Consider the following 18,507-nt stretch of genomic DNA (forward strand, 5'->3'; position numbering starts at 1 on the left):
TCTCAGATGTGGCCTTATAGCCACACCTTTTTTATCTGTAGGGTAAGAAAAAATGTGACTATTCGTAGTTATTTCAGTGGTAGTTATTTCAGATCTTTCATTGCAACGTGATCCATATCGTGGAATACCTGATTTTCACCGACCATTCCCCAAATAAAGGTATAGGACGCAGACCCCACACCTGAATGGATTGACCAACTAGGGCTTATCACCGCTTGTTCATTACGAACCACTAAATGACGGGTTTCGGTTGGCTCTCCCATATAATGGAAAACGACATTGTCATCTTTCATATCAAAATAGAGATACACTTCCATACGGCGTTCATGGGTATGACATGGCATGGTGTTCCATAAACTACCAGGCTCAAGAACGGTCATGCCCATTGATAATTGACACGTTGGTAACACTGAAGGGTGTAAGAATTTATAGATAGTACGAACGTTACAGTTTTCTACATTACCAATTTTTTCTGGCGAAGCTTGTTGTTGCGTAATTTTACGCGTTGGATAAGTATGATGAGCAGGTGCGCAGTTCATATAAAAACGCGCTGGCGTTTCTACAGAATCACTGGTGAATTCAACAGATTTTGCGCCCATTCCGATATAAATGGCTTCACGAGGGCCAATCTCAAACACTTCTCCATCAACAATCACTTTACCTGCGCCACCAATATTAATGGCACCTAATTCACGTCTTTCCAAAAAGAAATCAACGCCTAATGCTTTACCTGCCATTAATGCTAAAGGTTGTGTTGTAGGAACAATACCGCCAACAATAATACGATCTATATGGCTATAAGTGAGATTCATTTCCCCTTCACAGAATAGGTTCTCAATCAGGAACTCCTTACGAAGCCCTTCTGTATCAAGCCTTTTAGCGTGTTCACTATGAATTGGCTGACGAATTTCCATTATAAATACCTCATTTTTACTGATGGGAGCATAAGCCAAAAGGCTATGCATTTTCCCCGGATACAGAGTAAATATGATTTCCTCTGATGAATGTATCGGTGAGATGAAAACACTCATCCACCACAGCAAAGCTGGCTTGTCGACCCGCTTTGATATAACCCAATTGATCGCTGATACCGAGATATTCGGCAGGAATTGCACTCGCCATTTGTACCGCTTCCCATTCGGGCACATGCGCTAGTTGCACCATATTTCGCAATGCACTATCTAGGCTACAAGTGCTTCCCGCCAAAGAGCCATCTGCGGTTTTTGCCTGACCTTGAGTCACACTGACCGTTTGTGCGCCCAGTGTGTAATCACCATCAGGTAAACCACCCGCACGCATACAATCAGTAATTAAGGCAAGCTGCTGATATCCTTTCATGCGATACGCCAATTGCATCATGACAGGATGAACATGAATGCCATCAGCAATAAGTTCAGCTAAAACATTGTGATACAACACTGCACCACAACATCCAGGCTCACGATGGTGAAGCCCTGTCATACCGTTATATAAATGCACGCCACAATCAGCACCATGCAAAAATGCATCTGAAGTTTGCTCATAAGTTGCCGCGGTATGCGCCACACTTGGCTTAATACCTCGCTTGACCAACCAATCAATCGCCTCCATAGAGCCTTGTGCTTCAGGTGCAACAGCGACACGCAATAGCGTATCTCCCGCACTTTCGAGTAATGTTTCTAGCTCTGAAATTGTCGGCGCTTTGAGATATTTAACAGGGTGAGAGCCTCGATGACGCTCTGTAAAATAAGGTCCTTCTAAAAAGCTCCCAAGTAACAATGCGCCCGAAGTTTGTGGCGTTGATAAGAACTCACGCACTTGTGATAACGCGTCACGAATATCCTCCATAGGCGCGGTAACGGTTGTACCCACCCATGCAACGACGCCCGTTTTAACAAGCGCATCCGCAATGGTTTGTAACCCTTGTTGAGTGGCATCCATTACATCCGCCCCTTCACGGCCATGAATATGAATATCCACAAAACCAGGTAATAACGATTTCCCTTTTAGGCGAATAATAGGGCAATCTGTCGGTGCCTCTGTGGTGATTGATTCAATATTTTCACCCTTAACACGGACATAACAGAGATAGCGAATACCTTCTGGCGTAAAGGTTCTATCGGCTAAAATGGCATATTGCTGACTCATAAGCCGTCTTCTTCATCAGCATCATTACTGTCTATTTGAGCCAATTGCTCGCGAATATCTTGAATACTGTCTTGACCAATTTCTCGTAGCGTTTGCACTAGTTCTGAGGTTGAACATCCTTCTCGTTCAAAAGCTGCATTCACAATCATGGGTAAATTGACCCCAGCTAACACTTCAACTGCGGGATTTTGCATCATAATTGCCATGGCACGATTACAAGGGGTTCCACCGGGTAAATCGGTTAAAAAGAGATATTGCTGGCATGACATTGAGTCGATCGCTTCACGCATTTTTTCTTCAAGCTCATCAGGAGAGATTGACTCAACAAAATCGATAAACGCGATATCTTCTTGTTCGCCTGCAATAGCCTTTACAGCAGAAGCCATGCCTGAGGCAAAATTAAGATGTCCTGAAACAATAAGACCTATCATGAGTGACTCCTTGCGGGCAGCAGAAGGCTCTCCTGCCCGTTTATAGCAAGTTAATAATGTATTTCGACTGACAATAACGGCGGTGAAAAAGGCTCTCAGTTATAAGAATCCTAATACGTGACCGATAACGCCAAAGGCTAAAGTTGAGAAAATCAATACCGGAGGTTTACCCCAAAAACCGGTGCTTTTAACCATTTTGTACATCAGGAAAACTAAGCACAGAGGCAGTAAATTCGGCATAATTTTGTCAAAGAGCGCGGTTTGTAATTCAACCACCTTCCCTCCCAGCTCTAGCGAGGCGGTGGTTTGCACCTTGATAAAGGTCGCGGAGAGCGCACCAATGACAAAGATCCCCATAATATTGGCGGCTTTAGCCAGTTTTTCAGTGGCATCACTCATATTGACCATCGCCGCCGTACCTGCGCGATAGCCCATGAACATCAGCCCGAAATACACTAAAAAGTGCACAATTTGGTATAAAAAGAAGAAAACAAAAGGCCCTGCAATTGATCCTTCCATTGCAATGGAAGCACCTAATGCTAATGTCAGTGGCATTAAGGTCATATGGTCAATAGCGTCACCAATGCCCCCAGTCGGCCCCATGCCTGCAACTTTCATCACGTTAACAGTAGAAGGTTTCTCTTTGTTTTCTTCCATTGCAACGGCTGTTCCTAATAGGAAGGTAAACAGCTTTGGACTTGCATTAAAAAACTGTAGATGGTTTTTTAATGATGTTGCATAGTCACGTTTGTTATTTCCGTGAATTTTTTTCAATGCTGGAATAATTGAGAACGCAAACCCACCACCTTGCATACGTTCAAAGTTGAAGTTACCTTCCATAAACAAGCCACGGAACGCACACTTCCAGAGATCGCCCTTAGTGATAACTTTTCTGACAGTGGTATCTTGGTATTCATCAATGCCATCAATCAAAGAACCCGTTTCTGGTTTATCCTGCGTTTTCAATGCGGTGCTGTTATCAGATACCATCTTCGAAATCCTCATTCTGCTGACTTGAATTTTTGTTATTACCACTAAAGAAGAAGTAAAGTGCTGCGGCTGACGCGCCTAAAATAGCGACCGCCATAATTGGAAGTTTCAGATAAGTCGTCATCACGAAGCCAATAAAGAACACACCTGCCACTTCTTTTGACCACATGATTTTTAGCAACATGGCGAAACCAATTGCAGGAACCATTTTCGCGCCAATACCTAAGCCTTCTAGCAAGACTTTTGGTGTATTTTCATCAATCCATTGAGCAGCATGTTCACCGAAATAAACCGTAACAAAAGCAACCAAAGCATAGAGTAATGAACGCACCGTAATCGTGATGATCAGTAGCCGTGAAATACCCGCTGCATCGGCTCTTTCTGCATATCTATCAGCTTTTCCCATGGTGAAAGCGGTTACAGCAAAAAAACCAATCACGAGCATTTGCATTAACACAGCAATAGGCATCCCAATTCCCATCGCAACTTCTGGTGATTGTTTTGTCATTACCGCAAAAGCAACCGCAGCGATTGTCCCTAATGTCACATCAGGTGGCTGAGCACCCGCATTGGGAACTAGTCCTAACCATGCGAGTTCTAACGTTGCACCCGCAATCAATCCAACCTGCATATCCCCCATAATCAGACCCACAACAGGCCCTGTGATTAATGGTCTGTGAATATTTAATGCAACGTCATACTTATCTATACCGCAAAAGAAGGCCCATAAAGCCACTAAAGAAGCTTCAAAAATCATAAATAATCCTCAAACCTGCTAATGCAGGTTTTTTGCTCAGGAAATTATCAGGCTGATGCGAGTGCTAACACATCAACAGGTGTCTGATCGGGAGTGTTTTGAATTGTGCAAGTCACACCATTTGCAACGAGCCTTTTAAACGCATCAATGTCTGTTTCATTGACTGACACGGTTTTCGCAATTTGGCGTTTCCCTTCATGAAAATGCATATTGCCAACATTACAATGAGTAATAGGCACGCCCCCTTCCACTAAACGGGCAACATCTGTCGGGTTATTACACAAAACAAAAATTTTCTGACGAGGTGATGCTTTACTAATAACATCAATGGTTTTTTGAATAGAGAAGAAGCGAACAGCATATTCACCACCAGCTGATGCCTTCATTCCAGCTTGCATAAATGCGGCATTGGGGCCTTCTGCTGCGTCATCATTAGCCACTAAAATCAGGTTTGCTTCCGTATGTTTACCCCATGTAATGCGGATTTGACCATGGAGTAAACGTTCATCAATGCGGGTCCAGACAATATTCGGTGTGTTCATGATTAGCTCTCTTATTATATTTTATTAATTTAAAGCAGACTGTGTGTCTTCTGTTTTAAGTGAGAACGGATAAATTGTGACGCCTTGTACAACACGATTGATTTCTCCTGTCGGAGACGGGTTATCAGGCGTATTCCCTAGTGCAATGGAACTGTGAAATGCGAATGATTGCGCCAACATCAAGTATGGGAACAATAGCGCCACATCTGAACAGTTCTCTAGCGCAGGAATATAAACAAAACTCTCTTTTGAGAAAGTATTATCATTTCGTGCGGTGATCGCGATCACCTTACCTGATGCATTATCGTGAATAACCTCTCGTAATAAGTCAGTCTCATATTGACGAGTGTAAGGATCATTAGAGAAAAACATCACCACTAAAGTTTCTTTATTTACGATAGACTTAGGGCCATGTCGAAAGCCTAATGGAGTATCAAAACTAGCAACCACTTTACCTGCAGTTAGCTCTAACATTTTTAAAGCAGCTTCTTGTGCTAATCCTTGTAATCCGCCACTTCCTAAGTAAATAACTCGTTTAAATTTACCAGCGTATTTTTCGCGGATAATTTGATTCGCTTTATCAAACTGCGCTTTATAATCACTAAAAAATGGCGCGATTGAGTCACTAAAAACGTTATCACCTAAAAAGATGGTCACAGCCGCCATCATCATGGATGAAAAGCTAGAGGTCATCGCTAAAGAGCGGTCGTTTGATTCTTCTGGCATCAATAATGCCAATGCACTGCGGTTGTTTTGACAATACTCATAAAGTTTGCCATTTGGATTACACGTCAGTACTAAGTGATAACATTGTGATAGGCATTCAGTCGCAACATCTAACGCCGCCACACTTTCAGGGCTATTACCTGAACGTGCAAAAGAGATTAGTAATGTTGGAATGTCTTCCGCTAAATATTCTTGTGGATCAGCCACTAAATCAGTGGTTGCAATTGCATCTACTCGACGTTTTGTATGACCACTTAAAATGGGTGCTAACGCTTTTCCAGCAAAAGCAGACGTACCCGCACCAGTTAAGATAATTCGCGCATAAGGCAGTGAGAGCGCTTTATCTAAAAAGGCTTGGATCTCAGTACGATTTTCTTTCACTGATAGCCATGTTTTTTTCCAACATTCTGGTTGTTGCTCAATTTCTTTCGCAGTCCAAAATGCATTCAGTTGCTCTAATTGAGCGGTCTGATAACTTAAATATTCCATGGTTTCCCTCAATTAATGGACATAGCACGCATCGGCATAAACCGATAACACATCACGTATTTTCGCAATAACAAAAGATTCAGGTGATCCGTCAATCATGCCTTCTCTAAATTGGGTAAATTGATAAGGCAGATATTGGCTCAATAACGGCAATGGAATAGGTTTAACGGATAAGTTATCCATCAGTGTGTCGATGGCGGCATTAATTTCAGCATCAGGCCAGTAATAACGAATGCGATCACTAAAACTATAGACTCGAGCAAAGGCTTGTTGACGCTCGTCTCCGTGATAGTATTTTTGCCAAAATCCTGGCTCACGGCACATCAGTTGTTCCATTTTTTCACGCAATTTAGAGCACTGATCTTGAGGGAATAATGTTTCTTCAATCGAGCAGAGTGCGTATAAACCTTCACGCATAGCAAAGGTTAAGGCAGGCCCAACTTTTAAAATGGCAAAATGGTCATGAACTAATTGTTTATAAGCCTCTTTGGTTTGATAGTCCGTAGAGTGTGCTTCAAAAACAATGTGAGAATAATCGTTCACCACTTGGCTTAATGCCTGTGCTTTTTCAGGCTGATAATCAATGATGCCAGTGTGATCAAACTCAACACCAGGTTGAACCACTAAACCAATCACGCGCTCCCAACAGTCAGAAACGCCCGCCTTTTGAAAAGCTTGGCGGTGACACTCTAATGTTTTACGCGCTGCGTCTGGTGAAGTTACTTCAACGGTATCAAGTTCTTCGGCAGCACCACCCGGAACGGGCACTTCTGTACCAACAACATAAACAATGTCACTAGAACCAAATGTTTCTTTTGCGGTATTTTCTGCAATCACCGCAAGACGTGCTGCGCGAGAGGCCACAATTTCGTCTGTTAACGGGATAGGATCATCAGCACAAGACATACTGCAATCAAGATGGATTTTTTTGAAACCTGCGGCAACATAATGTGCAATCAACACGTCTGCATTTGCCATCGCTTCTTTGGCATTAAGATGTTGCCAACGATTAGGCCCTAAATGATCACCACCAAGAATAAGTTTCTCGATAGGAAAACCTACTTTTTCAGCCTGTTCAATGACGTATTGGTAAAAATCAGCGGGGGTCATTCCCGTATAACCACCAAACTGATCAACCTGATTAGAGGTGGCTTCAATTAGCAGAAAGGAATCATTATCCAGCGCTTGTAATAGAGCTGCTTCTATTACTAAAGGATGGGCAGAACAAACAGAATAAATACCATTCTGTTTGCCTGATTTATGTTGCTGAACAATCTTTTCTAAAGGATGCATTAAATACTAACTCCATAATCAACACCGGCGGTGTTGCTAATGGAGTTAGCAAATTACGATGCCTTATCGTCGACGATAATCACTTCGATTTTGTGCTCTTTCAGCTCCTGAATATACTCTTCAGGGATACCTGAGTCGGTCACTAATATATCAATATCACCAAACTCTCTGATCATATGACAGCTGCGTTTACTGAATTTCGTAGAATCTGCAACCGCAATAATCGTTTCTGAGATATCACACATTAAACGGTTAAGACTGGCTTCCTGTTCATTGTGTGTGGTGATACCAACACGTAAATCGAATCCGTCAACACCTAGAAATACCTTATCAAATCGATAATTTCTAAGGCTATTTTCAGCTTGTGAGCCTGAAAAAGACAACGCACTTTTTCGCAATACACCACCGGTCATTAATACTTCCACACCTGAGGTATTTGCTAACTCCATTGCGACATCCAGACCGTTAGTCATGACCACTACATTTTCGCGCGACTTTAAATGTGTCGCGATTTCGCGAGTAGTTGTCCCCGAGTCAAGAATGACGGTGTCTCCATCCTTTATCAGCGTTGCGGCAGCTTTCCCGATTAATGTTTTAATGCCCGCGTTTTGCCCACGTTTTTCGTGGATACTCAATTCGGCAATAAATCCCGTATTAGGAATTGCTGCACCATGAGAGCGAACGATATAACCATTTTTCTCAAGAAAACTTAGATCGCTGCGGATAGTGACACTTGAGACTTTAAATAATTCAGCGAGATCTTCGACTCTGGCTTTACCTTGTTGGTTTACCATATCGAGGATTTCCATACGCCTCTCAACTGCCGCTTTCACTTTCGTCTCCTTACGAAACCAAAAGACTTTCTTTCGATTGGTTTCGAATGTAGTTTACTACGCCAATTTTTACCGACAATGCAAAAAAACAAAACTTTTGATCTCTTTCACAAAGTTTCGAATCATCATCGATTACTTACGATTATTTTCGTGTAGCTTCAATAATAGCCTTGAGACCGCCAGTTTCCAATAAATAAAATGATATAACGCAATGCTATACTTATGATCACACCATATATAGCTAGATAAAACACAATAATATAGATTTAATATCACACAAACACACAATAAACAGCTTTAAACTCCATGTCATGCATTTCTTTTCGAAAAACAAATCAAAATAAATAGCTCAAATAGTCAATAAAACATGAAATAGTATCGAATCGAAAGTATTTTAATCGAAAATTTAAGTTCTCATCTTTCGAAATTAACTTTCATTTACTTTCGATATTTCGTATTTGTGATTTTAATCTCTTTTGTTTTGATAAATTTTACGTAATGTAACAGGATAAAAAAGAAACTCAGGAAATGACGAATGGCATTAAATCAACCTGCTTATTTTCATATGATGGCAAAACCCACAAGCTACCACTGTAATATTAAGTGTGAATACTGCTTTTATCTGGAAAAAGAAAATATTTTTCAAGATGAAGAAAAAGAGACAGGTCATACCGTCATGCCTGATGGTGTCCTTCGTCGTTATATTAAAGACTATATACAGTCACACAGTGGCGACCAGGTTGATTTTTCTTGGCAAGGAGGAGAACCAACACTTGCTGGATTAGCCTTCTTTGAGCAAGTCGTTAAATACCAAAAGCAATTTGCTAACGGCAAGACAATTACAAATAGCGTACAAACCAATGCAATCGCCATTAATCGCCAATGGGCACAATTTTTTGCGGATAACCATTTTCTATTAGGCGTTTCCATCGATGGTATTGAAGCAGTTCACGATAAATATCGTATTTCAGTCAATGGTAGCCCTACTTTTGAACGAGTAAAACGTGCAATTAAGCTACTAAACGAATATGGCGTCGAATTTAATACACTCACAGTAGTTAACGACCAAAATTGGAATAAAGGAAAAGAAACCTACCAAGCCTTAAAAGAATTAGGTTCAACATTCTTTCAATTTATTCCCATTGTCGAAGTCGATAGACGCTTTCCTCATACTCATGGCGGACATTATGCCCCTGGCCCCAATGCACAACTGGCCCCATTTTCTGTTCCAGCCGAAGGCTACGGACAATTTATGACAGAAGTGTTTAATGAATGGATACGCCAAGGCGATATTGGAAAAATATATATTCGTTTATTTGATAGCTTATTAGGCACATGGATGGGATATCCTGCATCAACATGTATTCAATCGAAAACCTGTGGTCAGGCGTTAATCATTGAGGCAAATGGTGATGTTTATTCTTGTGATCACTATGTTTATCCCGCCAATAATTTAGGCAATATCCATCAAAATAGCCTTGCTCGCTTAGCAACATCAAAACAGCAACAGCGCTTTGGTCAAAATAAATACGATAAACAAACCAGCCTTTGTAAACAGTGTGAAGTGCAAAGCTTATGTTATGGCGGTTGCCCTAAACATCGCATTATTGCTATTGAAGGTGAAAAACATCGTCATAACTACCTATGCCGTTCCTATAAACAAATATTTCATCATACAGCGATAGGTATGCAGTTAATGCAGCAATCTATTTCACGAGGAGGTCTCGCCAGCGATGCACTTCCCGCAATGAAAAAAAACTACATAAAGTAGCCCTATTTTTATTTTATCTTGTTTATTCTGGAGACAATTCGTGACCTTACCTTCTGTCAGAAAAAGCTTACTCGCTGGGCTCATTGCTACATCGTGTTTAAGTGCCCCAATATCTGCCAATGCAGGTGGAACACCTGAAAAACCGAATGTGCTGTTGATCGTGATGGATGATTTAGGCACCGGACAGCTTGACTTTGTGCTAGATACCTTAGATGTGGATGCGTTAGCACAAAGACCGACACCTCCTCGTTATGAAGGAGATATCAACAAAATGGTAGAAGCTGCACGCATTGCCATGCCCAATGTCAGCGATATGGCGGTAAATGGCGCAAAAATGACTAATGCATTTGTTGCACACCCTGTTTGTGGTCCTTCTCGAGCAGGTATCTTTACTGGGCGCTCTCCTGCAAGCTTTGGTACTTACAGTAATGACGATGCTATTTTAGGTATTCCAAAAGATATCAAACTATTGCCTTCACTTTTCCAAGAAAATGGCTATGCCACCGCCAGTATTGGTAAATGGCATAACGCAAAAGTTATTCGCAAACCGAAAATTAATGAAAGCAAGCAAACTCGTGATTATCACGACAATATGATCTCAACGCCAGAAGCGGGTTATGCCCCTCATGAACGAGGTTTCGATTATGACTTTAGCTATTACGCATCAGGAGTAGCTTTATGGAATTCACCTGCATTTTGGCGTAATGGTGTCAATGTTCCTGCTCCGGGTTACACCACTCATCTTTTAACGGATGAAACCCTAAAATTTATTGATGAACATAAAGATAAACCTTTCTTTATCAATCTTTCATATAGCGTTCCCCATATTCCATTAGAACAAGCTTCTCCTGCTAAATATATGGAGAAATTTGATACAGGAAATGTTGAGGCAGATAAATACTTTGCTGCATTAAATGCAGCCGATGAAGGTATTGGTCAAATTATTGCGAAATTAAAAGAAAATGGTGAGTTAGAAAATACACTGATCTTTTTCTTATCGGATAATGGTGCTGTTAATGAGTCACCAATGCCAATGAATGCGATGGATAGAGGCTTTAAAGGGCAAATGTTTAATGGTGGCGTTAGAGTACCTTTTATTGCTTATCAACCTGGCACTATTCCAGCTGGAACAAAAAGTGATGAGATGATCTCCGCACTTGATATTTTACCGACGGCACTACAAACAGCAGGTATTGCGATCCCTGACAATCTAAATGTTGAAGGGAAAAATATCATGCCTTTACTTAAAGGTGAAACAACAAAGTCCCCGCATAACTATCTTTATTGGACCGGCCCTGGTACTAAACATTATAGTGAAGAAAACCAAGAGTTTTGGCACGGATATCACCAATGGATAACCTATCAACGTAAAACACCGCCTACAAATCCTAATTTAGAAAAACTCTCTAAAGGTGCTTGGGCTGTACGTGATGGTGAATGGGCGCTCTATTTTTATGATGATGGAAAAAATCAGCCTCAACTTTTTAACGATAAAAAAGATCCTGCTGAATCAATCGATCTTGCTAAACAAAATCCACAAAAAGTGGCAGAGCTAAAAAATGCGTATTACCAGTGGATCAAAGATAAGCCAAAGCCCGTTCTTTGGGGACAAGATCACTATCAAATACTAGTGGATTCTGCAAAACCTTAATATTCAACTTCCGTTCTGTTTCGCAAGGATGCGTCTTTTTTTCTGAGATACGAAAATGGCTATTGAAATTGCATCTTCAGCACGTCCCAAACTCCCTTATGAGCACCCAAACGTAGAAATCTACCAACGCTTATTTAAGGAAAATATCATTCGACGATTAGTCAGAAAATCAGCTTATCGTCGCTATGATAAAACGATCACTGACTTTTTTAATGATGAAAGTCAGTCGCTTTTCTCTTTATGTGAAATGCTGACACAGTATGTCACACAGGCTTTTCATCATTACCAAGTATGGGGTTACTCTCATGCTTATTATCCCGGAAGTCCAGGGCAACAAACGGCAAGAACGGATGCTCTTGAAGGTGTTAGCAGGGTACTTCCTCTACTTGCAACATGGATAGTTAGCAGCAAGAAAAGTACATTGATGGGATTAAATCATCAAGCTTTCAACTTACCTTTAATGATCAAACAAAGCTTTATTCATGGCACTGATCCACTTCATAAAGGATATTGGGGGAAACTTGAAGATTACGATCAACGAATTTGTGAAGCATCTGATTTAGCGCTCACTCTTTGGATAAGCCGTGAATGGGTGTGGGATACATTAACACCCGCAACACAACAACAAATTATTACTTGGTTTGAGCAAGTTAATCACTGTGAAATTGTTGATAATAACTGGCATTTCTTCCCTCTTACCGTCCAATTTGTCATTAAAGCACTCACAGGGAAAGACACGATTGCCCATTGGCGATATGAACGATTAAAAGAGTTTTATGTTGGTGACGGATGGTTTCGTGATGGAGCAAAAGGTAATTATGATTACTACAATGCGTGGGGCTTTTACTATTCATTGTATTGGTTAACGCAAATTGATCCTCAATTTGATACAACATTTATTACTCAATCACTTAATACCTTTAATCAGCATTACCTTTATTTTATGACTCCCAAAGGTATTCCTTTCTTTGGTCGAAGTGCCTGCTATCGCCTTGCGGTTTCTGCTCCATTATTAGCGGGTGTCGATTTACATTGTCCTTCAGTAAAAGTAGGCGAGGCAAAACGCGCCTTTGAAAGCAGTTTACGTTATTTTATTTCTCAAGGGGCATTAAAAAATGGCGCCCCGACTCAAGGCTTATTTACTCACGATCCTCGTTTAGTTGATAACTACAGTGGACCTGCCAGTAGTTTTTGGTCATTACGTGCCGTGATTATTGCGCTTTATTGTGCTGATCGTATCAATTTATGGCAAACACCTTCACTTCCATTACCTATCGAAAAAGATAACTTTCGTTTCGAAATTCCTGCTATTCAAGCTTTAGTGACTGGAGTGAAAGCAACACAAGAGGTAAACGTCATTTTTTGCGAAGATTATACAACTCAGCAAACACCATTAACCCGCCGTTTAGAAAAACAAACCTTAGCACAAAAAGTCGCTGAAACCGTGATAGGACAGTCAAGACGACCGAAAAATAATTTATTACGCAAAGGGATCACCAGTTATAGCTCTAAAATGGCACATTTTTTCTAATCACCTTTCATTTGCTTTCAGTGCGAAAGCAATAAAAATGTGATTTAGATCTTTTACCTTTCTATTTCTTTCGTTTATTATGATTCGTAATTAAACGAAAGATGAGAGGCAAACATGTATCTGGTTTCTACTCGTAATATGCTCAATAAAGCACAGCGTGAAAATTATGCTGTGCCTGCTTTTAATATTCATAACTTGGAAACCATTCAAGTTGTGATGGAAACAGCCGCTGAGATGGCATCACCTGTTATCTTAGCGGGTACACCAAGCACGTTTGCTTATGCAGGTAGTGATTATTTGATCTCTATTTGCCAGCAGGCCGCAGAACAATATCGTATCCCTGTTGCCCTACATTTAGATCACCATGAAGATATTCCTGATATTTGTCATAAAGTCATTTCTGGTGTGCGATCTGCCATGATTGATGCCTCTCATTTTCATTTTGAAGAAAACATTCGTATCGTTAAAGAAGTGGTTAATTTCTGCCATCATTGGGATTGTACCGTTGAAGCTGAATTAGGTCGTTTAGGTGGGCAAGAAGACGACTTAGTCGTTGATGCTAAAGATGCGCTTTTCACCGATCCTGATTCAGCAGTACAATTTATCAAAGCAACGGGTATTGATTCATTAGCGGTTGCAATTGGTACCGCGCATGGCATGTACAAACATGAACCTCATCTCGATTTTGATCGTTTAGCCATTATTCGCCAAAAGACTGACATTCCTTTAGTTCTTCATGGTGCATCAGGTATTCCTGATGCCGATGTACGCCGTTGTATTGATTTAGGTATTTGCAAAGTTAACGTTGCAACCGAACTGAAAATTGCTTTCTCTGACGCTATCAAGCAATACTTTTTAGATAACCCTGATGCAAGTGATCCTCGTCATTACCTTGTACCAGGCAAAGCCGCAATGAAAGCTGTGGTTGCAGATAAAATTCGTGTCTGTAAAAGTGATGGAAAACTGTGAAAACCAATAAAACTGTCGCCATTATTGGCGAATGTATGATAGAGCTGAGTGGTCAACCGTTCTTACCACAACAACAACGTTTTGGTGGCGATACACTGAATACCGCACTCTATTTATCGCGACTATCGCCTTCATTACATCCGCTTTATATGACAGGACTAGGCACTGATACTTACAGTGCCTTAATGCAGAAAGCATGGGAAAACGAGGGGATAGACTGCCAATCTGTTATTACTATTCCCGAAAAACTTCCTGGTCTATATGCTATTGAAATTGATGCTCATGGTGAGCGCAGTTTCCACTATTGGCGAAATGATGCTGCCGCACGTTATATTGCGACCGATAAGCGTTTTTTAGACAGTTTCGATGCGCTTCCTGATGATAGCGTCATTTATCTTAGCGGTATTTCTCTTGCTATTTTAACGCATGAAGGAAAAATCGCTTTACTCACCTTATTAGCGCAACTTAAACAGCGTGGAATGACGCTCATTGTCGATTCTAATTATCGACCACGTTTATGGGATTCAATACCTCATGCACAAGAGTGGTTTGAAAGGCTGTATCGCATTAGTGATATTGCTTTAGTCACTGGTGATGATGAGCAAATACTTTGGCAAAAACCAGCGCTGACAGAACAAGACATTACACAACGCCTTCATCAATGGGGTAATCAGAACGTCATTGTCAAATTGGGTGCTAATGGCGCTTACTGGTCTGATGGCAAAAATGCTGGCTATGTTTCTCCCAAACCCATTGATTCCGTTATTGATACCACCGCCGCAGGTGACTCTTTTAATGCTGCTTTTATTGCTGCTTGGCTACAAAATCAAAGCCTATCGACCTGCTGTTTATGGGGAAATACCTTAGCTGGACTCGTCATTCAACACCATGGCGCCATCATTCCTCATGAAATTACTGATTCATTCTACACACTAATCAAGGATAACCATGACACAGTCAATTGTTGATACTCTTTCATCACTGAAAGTGATCCCCGTGATCCAAATTAATCGCGCTGAAGATGCAATCTGGCTGGGTGAAATTCTAACCCAAAATCAACTACCTGTTGCTGAAATTACCTTTCGTACACCGGCAGCAGCCAAAGCCATAAAGCTAATGCATGAGCACTTTCCTGAGCTTATTTTATGTGCAGGAACAGTATTAACCGCACAACAAGCTGATATGGCAAAAGAAGCTGGAGCAAGCTTTGTTATTTCTCCGGGTTATAACCCAAGTACCGTTGATTACTGCCTTAATAACGGCATTGATATTGTGCCAGGCATTAATAATCCAAGCCAAGTCGAAGTTGCTCTTGAAAAAGGCTTAACCTTACTTAAATTCTTCCCTGCAGAAGCCTCTGGCGGTGTAAAAATGCTAAAAGCATTAGCGTCACCTTACGCCCAAGTCCAATTTATGCCTACAGGCGGCATTAGTTTAAATAACGTGAGTGATTATCTTGCTATTCCACAAGTTGTTGCTTGTGGAGGAAGCTGGATTGCCACAGCAGATACCATTGATAAACAAGATAAAGAAACCATTGTTAATCATATTCAAAGTATCCACTCATTACTAAAAACACATAAGGGATAAATAAAATGAAACAGGTTGCCGTTTTATTAGCTGATGGATTTGAAGAAGGTGAAGCTGTTGTTTTTATTGATATCATGCGCCGTCTTGATATTCATGTTGATGTACTTTCTTGCATGGATAGCTTGGTATTAAATACTTATTTTGAAACTAAAATCAGTGCTGATTTTCTATTAGCAGATAAATTCACACATAGCTATGACGCAATAATGATGCCGGGTGGCCCTAAAGGCACAGATCGTTTATGCGCTAACGAGCAAGTTATTCAATTTATTAAGCGCCATATTGCTGAAGATAAATATATTTGTGCACTGTGCTCTTCTGGTGCCAAAGTATTAGCGGCACATCATCTTCTTGAAGGTCGTAATTACAGTACTGGCGATAAATTAGCAGATAAATACGATGATGGTCATTATCTTGATCAAGATGTTGTGGTTGATGGAAAGTTTATCAGTGCAAAAGGATTAGGTGTAAGTTTTGAATTTGCCTTTACGGTGGCTAAGTATTTATTAAGCGACAATACAGAAAAAGTAGACTGGCAAGCCAATCATATTTATTTCAAACACTGGCCATTAGATTATCTTAAATAAATACGTTATTTTATATTTAAATAAAAAGGGGATTAACTCCCCTTTTATATTCAATCACTTTTATGACTAAATGAGTTGATTAAACTTATTTATGTTTAAAAGCGTGAGGTTCAGAATAACGCCATAATTTATCCCAATACTCTTCAATAAATGTCCTTACGGCTTCTTCGCCTTCAACAAGATAGTTAAATTCTGACAAATACCCTGGGTACATATTATCGGAACCAACAATATACAATTCATCATCAATAATAGTTACTTTTGCGTGGTTTCCCGGTGCAGGAGCGACTTTAGGGTAAATACCGCTCGCATTAACCAATGACCAGAATGGGTGACCAATATCTCCTTGTTTCGGTGGATCTTCGCTTAGTGGTGCTTCTTTTAGTGTGGCGGTATAAGATGATTCATCTGCACTAGGCCATTTATAAGTTTTACCTTCCGTTTGTAGTGCTTTTGGCACTTTATCGGTAAAGAAGAATGGCGCTATTTTAATACGACGTAATGCTGATTCACGAATTTTATCAGGATCAGGAATAACGGCATCTGTATCAACATCATGAGTCAGATAATATTTAAATAATTCAAAGGTTCTTTGTGCTCCAGAGCCAAATGAATATTGGTCGCCATTAGCACCGGCGGCGGCATCTAATGGTGAAACAACAATTTCAACTTCTAACTCTGGATTTTTTAATAACGCTTCAATTATCCAATGGCAGACAGGATGATCTTTCCATTTTTTCTTCCATGCACTCACTACATCTTGTTGAGACATACGAATTTTTTTCTTAGCATTTTTTATAAGGTATTCCTTCATTTTCTCGGAACCTTTCTTATAATCAACTCGCATATCAGGCCCTTCCCAATATTTTCCTACAGAGAAAATACGGTCAGTTTTGAAAAAGCCTTCATCTGGCGATTGAGCTAAGTTTTGTTCATTTTTCTTTTTAATTTCTCTTAATACACTGCTCTTTGTTAATGGATCGATAATCTTATAGCTTGCTTTTTTAGCGACCCATTCATTTTTTTTACTATCAAAATATTCTTTCGTAATTAAATCGTTACCTACATCCCACATTTTATTTAAAAATAATTGGGAATGAAGTGCTGATTCGCCAATAACCTTAACAGAAACATCATGAACTGGTGGATAACTTTTAAAAAGATCCATATTTAAATTATGACCACCAACGAAAGCTTCACAACCATCAACAGCAATAATTTTTGTATGGTTCCATGTCATTCGAGTATCTAATTCAGAAATAAAATCTTCAGGTAATACTTTTTTTTCTAACGAGACTTTTAGACCATCAATAATACGATAAAAGCGACCAATCCAAATATCTGGAATACATTCCCAATATTTTCCGCGTTCTTTGATTAATTCAATAAGATCTTTTTTCAATGCCAGATATTCAGGCGTTCCACTAAAATAGTATTTAACACCATTTAATAAAACTGTTGGTGTCTGTGCAAATAAAAATCGAATTTGTGTGCGATCTTTACGTCCTTTCTTTTCAGAAAAAGATTTATCAATTGCAGCAAGAATAATTTTACGCCACTCTTCATCAGGGGCATTAAGTGATGAAATATCACAGCGATACAGCATTTTATCTAAGATAGATGTAATGGCTTGTTCAAACTCAGCCTCACGCTCTATCGCTTTTGGCATAATTTCTTTACCAAATGGCATTCCCCATACATGGGGCGTATCAAAAATCTTCACATAGTTATTTTCAGATGTTTCATTGAAAAAACCTTTTAATTCTTTTTTTAATCCATCAATAAGTTTCATAATATTCCTTTATTTTAAAAATAGGGCGTCCATATTATTTAAATAAACATTTAAATAATTAGCGCTTCAATTAATATAGATAGAATGTTTTCATTCCTAAAAAAGCATCACTTATCATAAACATGATGATTTAATATAAATTCAATTATTTTTTATAACGACCACCGCCTCCTTCCGCTTAAAAAGACCAAACCAGAAATTTATATTTTAGGCATTATTAATAATAAAACCATTCTTATTTAGAATAGTAATCTAACAATAAATAATTGTTATTATTAAACTACAAAACTAGTTATATCGATATTTATTAGCCTATAAATGATTCCTTATAAATTATTATTTTTTGATTTACTCTTTTTTAGATAAATTATTTAACAGGTATAACTGTATTAAATAACAGGTTTATCTGTTTGTCAAATACAGTTTTA

The 18,507-nt window shown here is 39.6% G+C and carries 17 protein-coding genes; 7 read left to right on the top strand and 10 right to left on the bottom strand.

All coding sequences use genetic code 11. The features are described 5' to 3' along the window. Positions 1 to 83: 83 nt before the first annotated feature. The 9 genes from kduI to agaR all read right to left on the bottom strand — a co-directional run bounded on the left by kduI (position 84) and on the right by agaR (position 8,188). On the bottom strand, positions 84 to 914 hold the full coding sequence (gene kduI / locus JEP71_RS05455) for a 5-dehydro-4-deoxy-D-glucuronate isomerase (RefSeq protein ID WP_109371234.1): 831 nt from the start codon (positions 912 to 914) through the stop codon (positions 84 to 86). A gap of 43 nt (positions 915 to 957) precedes the next feature. Beyond that, entirely contained in the window at positions 958 to 2,127 is a 1,170-nt protein-coding gene (gene nagA, locus JEP71_RS05460) for an N-acetylglucosamine-6-phosphate deacetylase (protein WP_198625877.1), read from the bottom strand. Further along, a complete protein-coding gene (gene agaF, locus JEP71_RS05465) occupies positions 2,124 to 2,558 on the bottom strand; it encodes a PTS galactosamine/N-acetylgalactosamine transporter subunit IIA (RefSeq protein WP_109371238.1) in 435 nt (144 codons plus the stop codon). The genes nagA and agaF overlap by 4 nt, the downstream gene beginning before the upstream one ends. Before the next feature lie 99 nt (positions 2,559 to 2,657). Next, positions 2,658 to 3,548: a PTS system mannose/fructose/sorbose family transporter subunit IID gene (locus JEP71_RS05470; protein ID WP_109371240.1), complete on the bottom strand. Its 891-nt coding sequence runs from the start codon at positions 3,546 to 3,548 to the stop codon at positions 2,658 to 2,660. Beyond that, on the bottom strand, positions 3,538 to 4,305 hold the full coding sequence (gene agaW, locus JEP71_RS05475) for a PTS N-acetylgalactosamine transporter subunit IIC (RefSeq protein ID WP_099074752.1): 768 nt from the start codon (positions 4,303 to 4,305) through the stop codon (positions 3,538 to 3,540). The genes JEP71_RS05470 and agaW overlap by 11 nt, the downstream gene beginning before the upstream one ends. 47 nt (positions 4,306 to 4,352) lie before the next feature. Continuing rightward, positions 4,353 to 4,847 (bottom strand): PTS N-acetylgalactosamine transporter subunit IIB, encoded by a 495-nt coding sequence (agaV, locus tag JEP71_RS05480; RefSeq protein WP_109371242.1) that lies wholly within the window; start codon positions 4,845 to 4,847, stop codon positions 4,353 to 4,355. Positions 4,848 to 4,871: 24 nt separating this feature from the next. Beyond that, entirely contained in the window at positions 4,872 to 6,062 is a 1,191-nt protein-coding gene (locus JEP71_RS05485) for an SIS domain-containing protein (RefSeq protein ID WP_160230601.1), read from the bottom strand. Between the two features lie 12 nt (positions 6,063 to 6,074). After that, entirely contained in the window at positions 6,075 to 7,355 is a 1,281-nt protein-coding gene (gene kbaZ, locus JEP71_RS05490; RefSeq protein WP_109371246.1) for a tagatose-bisphosphate aldolase subunit KbaZ, read from the bottom strand. A 53-nt stretch (positions 7,356 to 7,408) separates the two neighbouring features. Then, on the bottom strand, positions 7,409 to 8,188 hold the full coding sequence (gene agaR, locus JEP71_RS05495; protein WP_075673686.1) for a transcriptional repressor AgaR: 780 nt from the start codon (positions 8,186 to 8,188) through the stop codon (positions 7,409 to 7,411). 535 nt (positions 8,189 to 8,723) lie between these two features. Between agaR and JEP71_RS05500 the strand changes: the two genes are divergently transcribed. The 7 genes from JEP71_RS05500 to JEP71_RS05530 all read left to right on the top strand — a co-directional run bounded on the left by JEP71_RS05500 (position 8,724) and on the right by JEP71_RS05530 (position 16,287). Next, the gene (locus JEP71_RS05500; RefSeq protein WP_198620899.1) at positions 8,724 to 9,959 is read left to right on the top strand and encodes an anaerobic sulfatase maturase; all 1,236 of its coding nucleotides are present in this window, start codon (positions 8,724 to 8,726) and stop codon (positions 9,957 to 9,959) included. A 40-nt stretch (positions 9,960 to 9,999) separates the two neighbouring features. Further along, positions 10,000 to 11,610: a sulfatase family protein gene (locus JEP71_RS05505; RefSeq protein WP_198625878.1), complete on the top strand. Its 1,611-nt coding sequence runs from the start codon at positions 10,000 to 10,002 to the stop codon at positions 11,608 to 11,610. A gap of 55 nt (positions 11,611 to 11,665) precedes the next feature. Then, the gene (locus tag JEP71_RS05510; protein ID WP_198620897.1) at positions 11,666 to 13,141 is read left to right on the top strand and encodes a DUF2264 domain-containing protein; all 1,476 of its coding nucleotides are present in this window, start codon (positions 11,666 to 11,668) and stop codon (positions 13,139 to 13,141) included. Positions 13,142 to 13,255: 114 nt separating this feature from the next. Further along, positions 13,256 to 14,110 (top strand): tagatose bisphosphate family class II aldolase, encoded by an 855-nt coding sequence (locus JEP71_RS05515; protein ID WP_198625879.1) that lies wholly within the window; start codon positions 13,256 to 13,258, stop codon positions 14,108 to 14,110. Next, positions 14,107 to 15,078 (top strand): sugar kinase, encoded by a 972-nt coding sequence (locus JEP71_RS05520; protein ID WP_198625880.1) that lies wholly within the window; start codon positions 14,107 to 14,109, stop codon positions 15,076 to 15,078. The genes JEP71_RS05515 and JEP71_RS05520 overlap by 4 nt, the downstream gene beginning before the upstream one ends. Beyond that, positions 15,059 to 15,700, top strand: coding sequence for a bifunctional 4-hydroxy-2-oxoglutarate aldolase/2-dehydro-3-deoxy-phosphogluconate aldolase (locus tag JEP71_RS05525; protein WP_198620895.1), 642 nt, complete (start codon positions 15,059 to 15,061; stop codon positions 15,698 to 15,700). The genes JEP71_RS05520 and JEP71_RS05525 overlap by 20 nt, the downstream gene beginning before the upstream one ends. A gap of 5 nt (positions 15,701 to 15,705) precedes the next feature. Then, positions 15,706 to 16,287 (top strand): DJ-1/PfpI family protein, encoded by a 582-nt coding sequence (locus tag JEP71_RS05530; RefSeq protein WP_198620894.1) that lies wholly within the window; start codon positions 15,706 to 15,708, stop codon positions 16,285 to 16,287. Between the two features lie 85 nt (positions 16,288 to 16,372). Here JEP71_RS05530 and JEP71_RS05535 read toward each other — a convergent pair whose 3' ends face one another. Next, complete coding sequence (locus JEP71_RS05535; RefSeq protein WP_198625881.1) at positions 16,373 to 18,079, bottom strand: phospholipase; 1,707 nt, start codon at positions 18,077 to 18,079, stop codon at positions 16,373 to 16,375. Between the last annotated feature and the right edge of the window lie 428 nt (positions 18,080 to 18,507).

The sequence above is a fragment of the Proteus sp. PR00224 genome (genome assembly GCF_016238105.1).
Taxonomy (GTDB): Bacteria; Pseudomonadota; Gammaproteobacteria; order Enterobacterales; family Enterobacteriaceae; genus Proteus.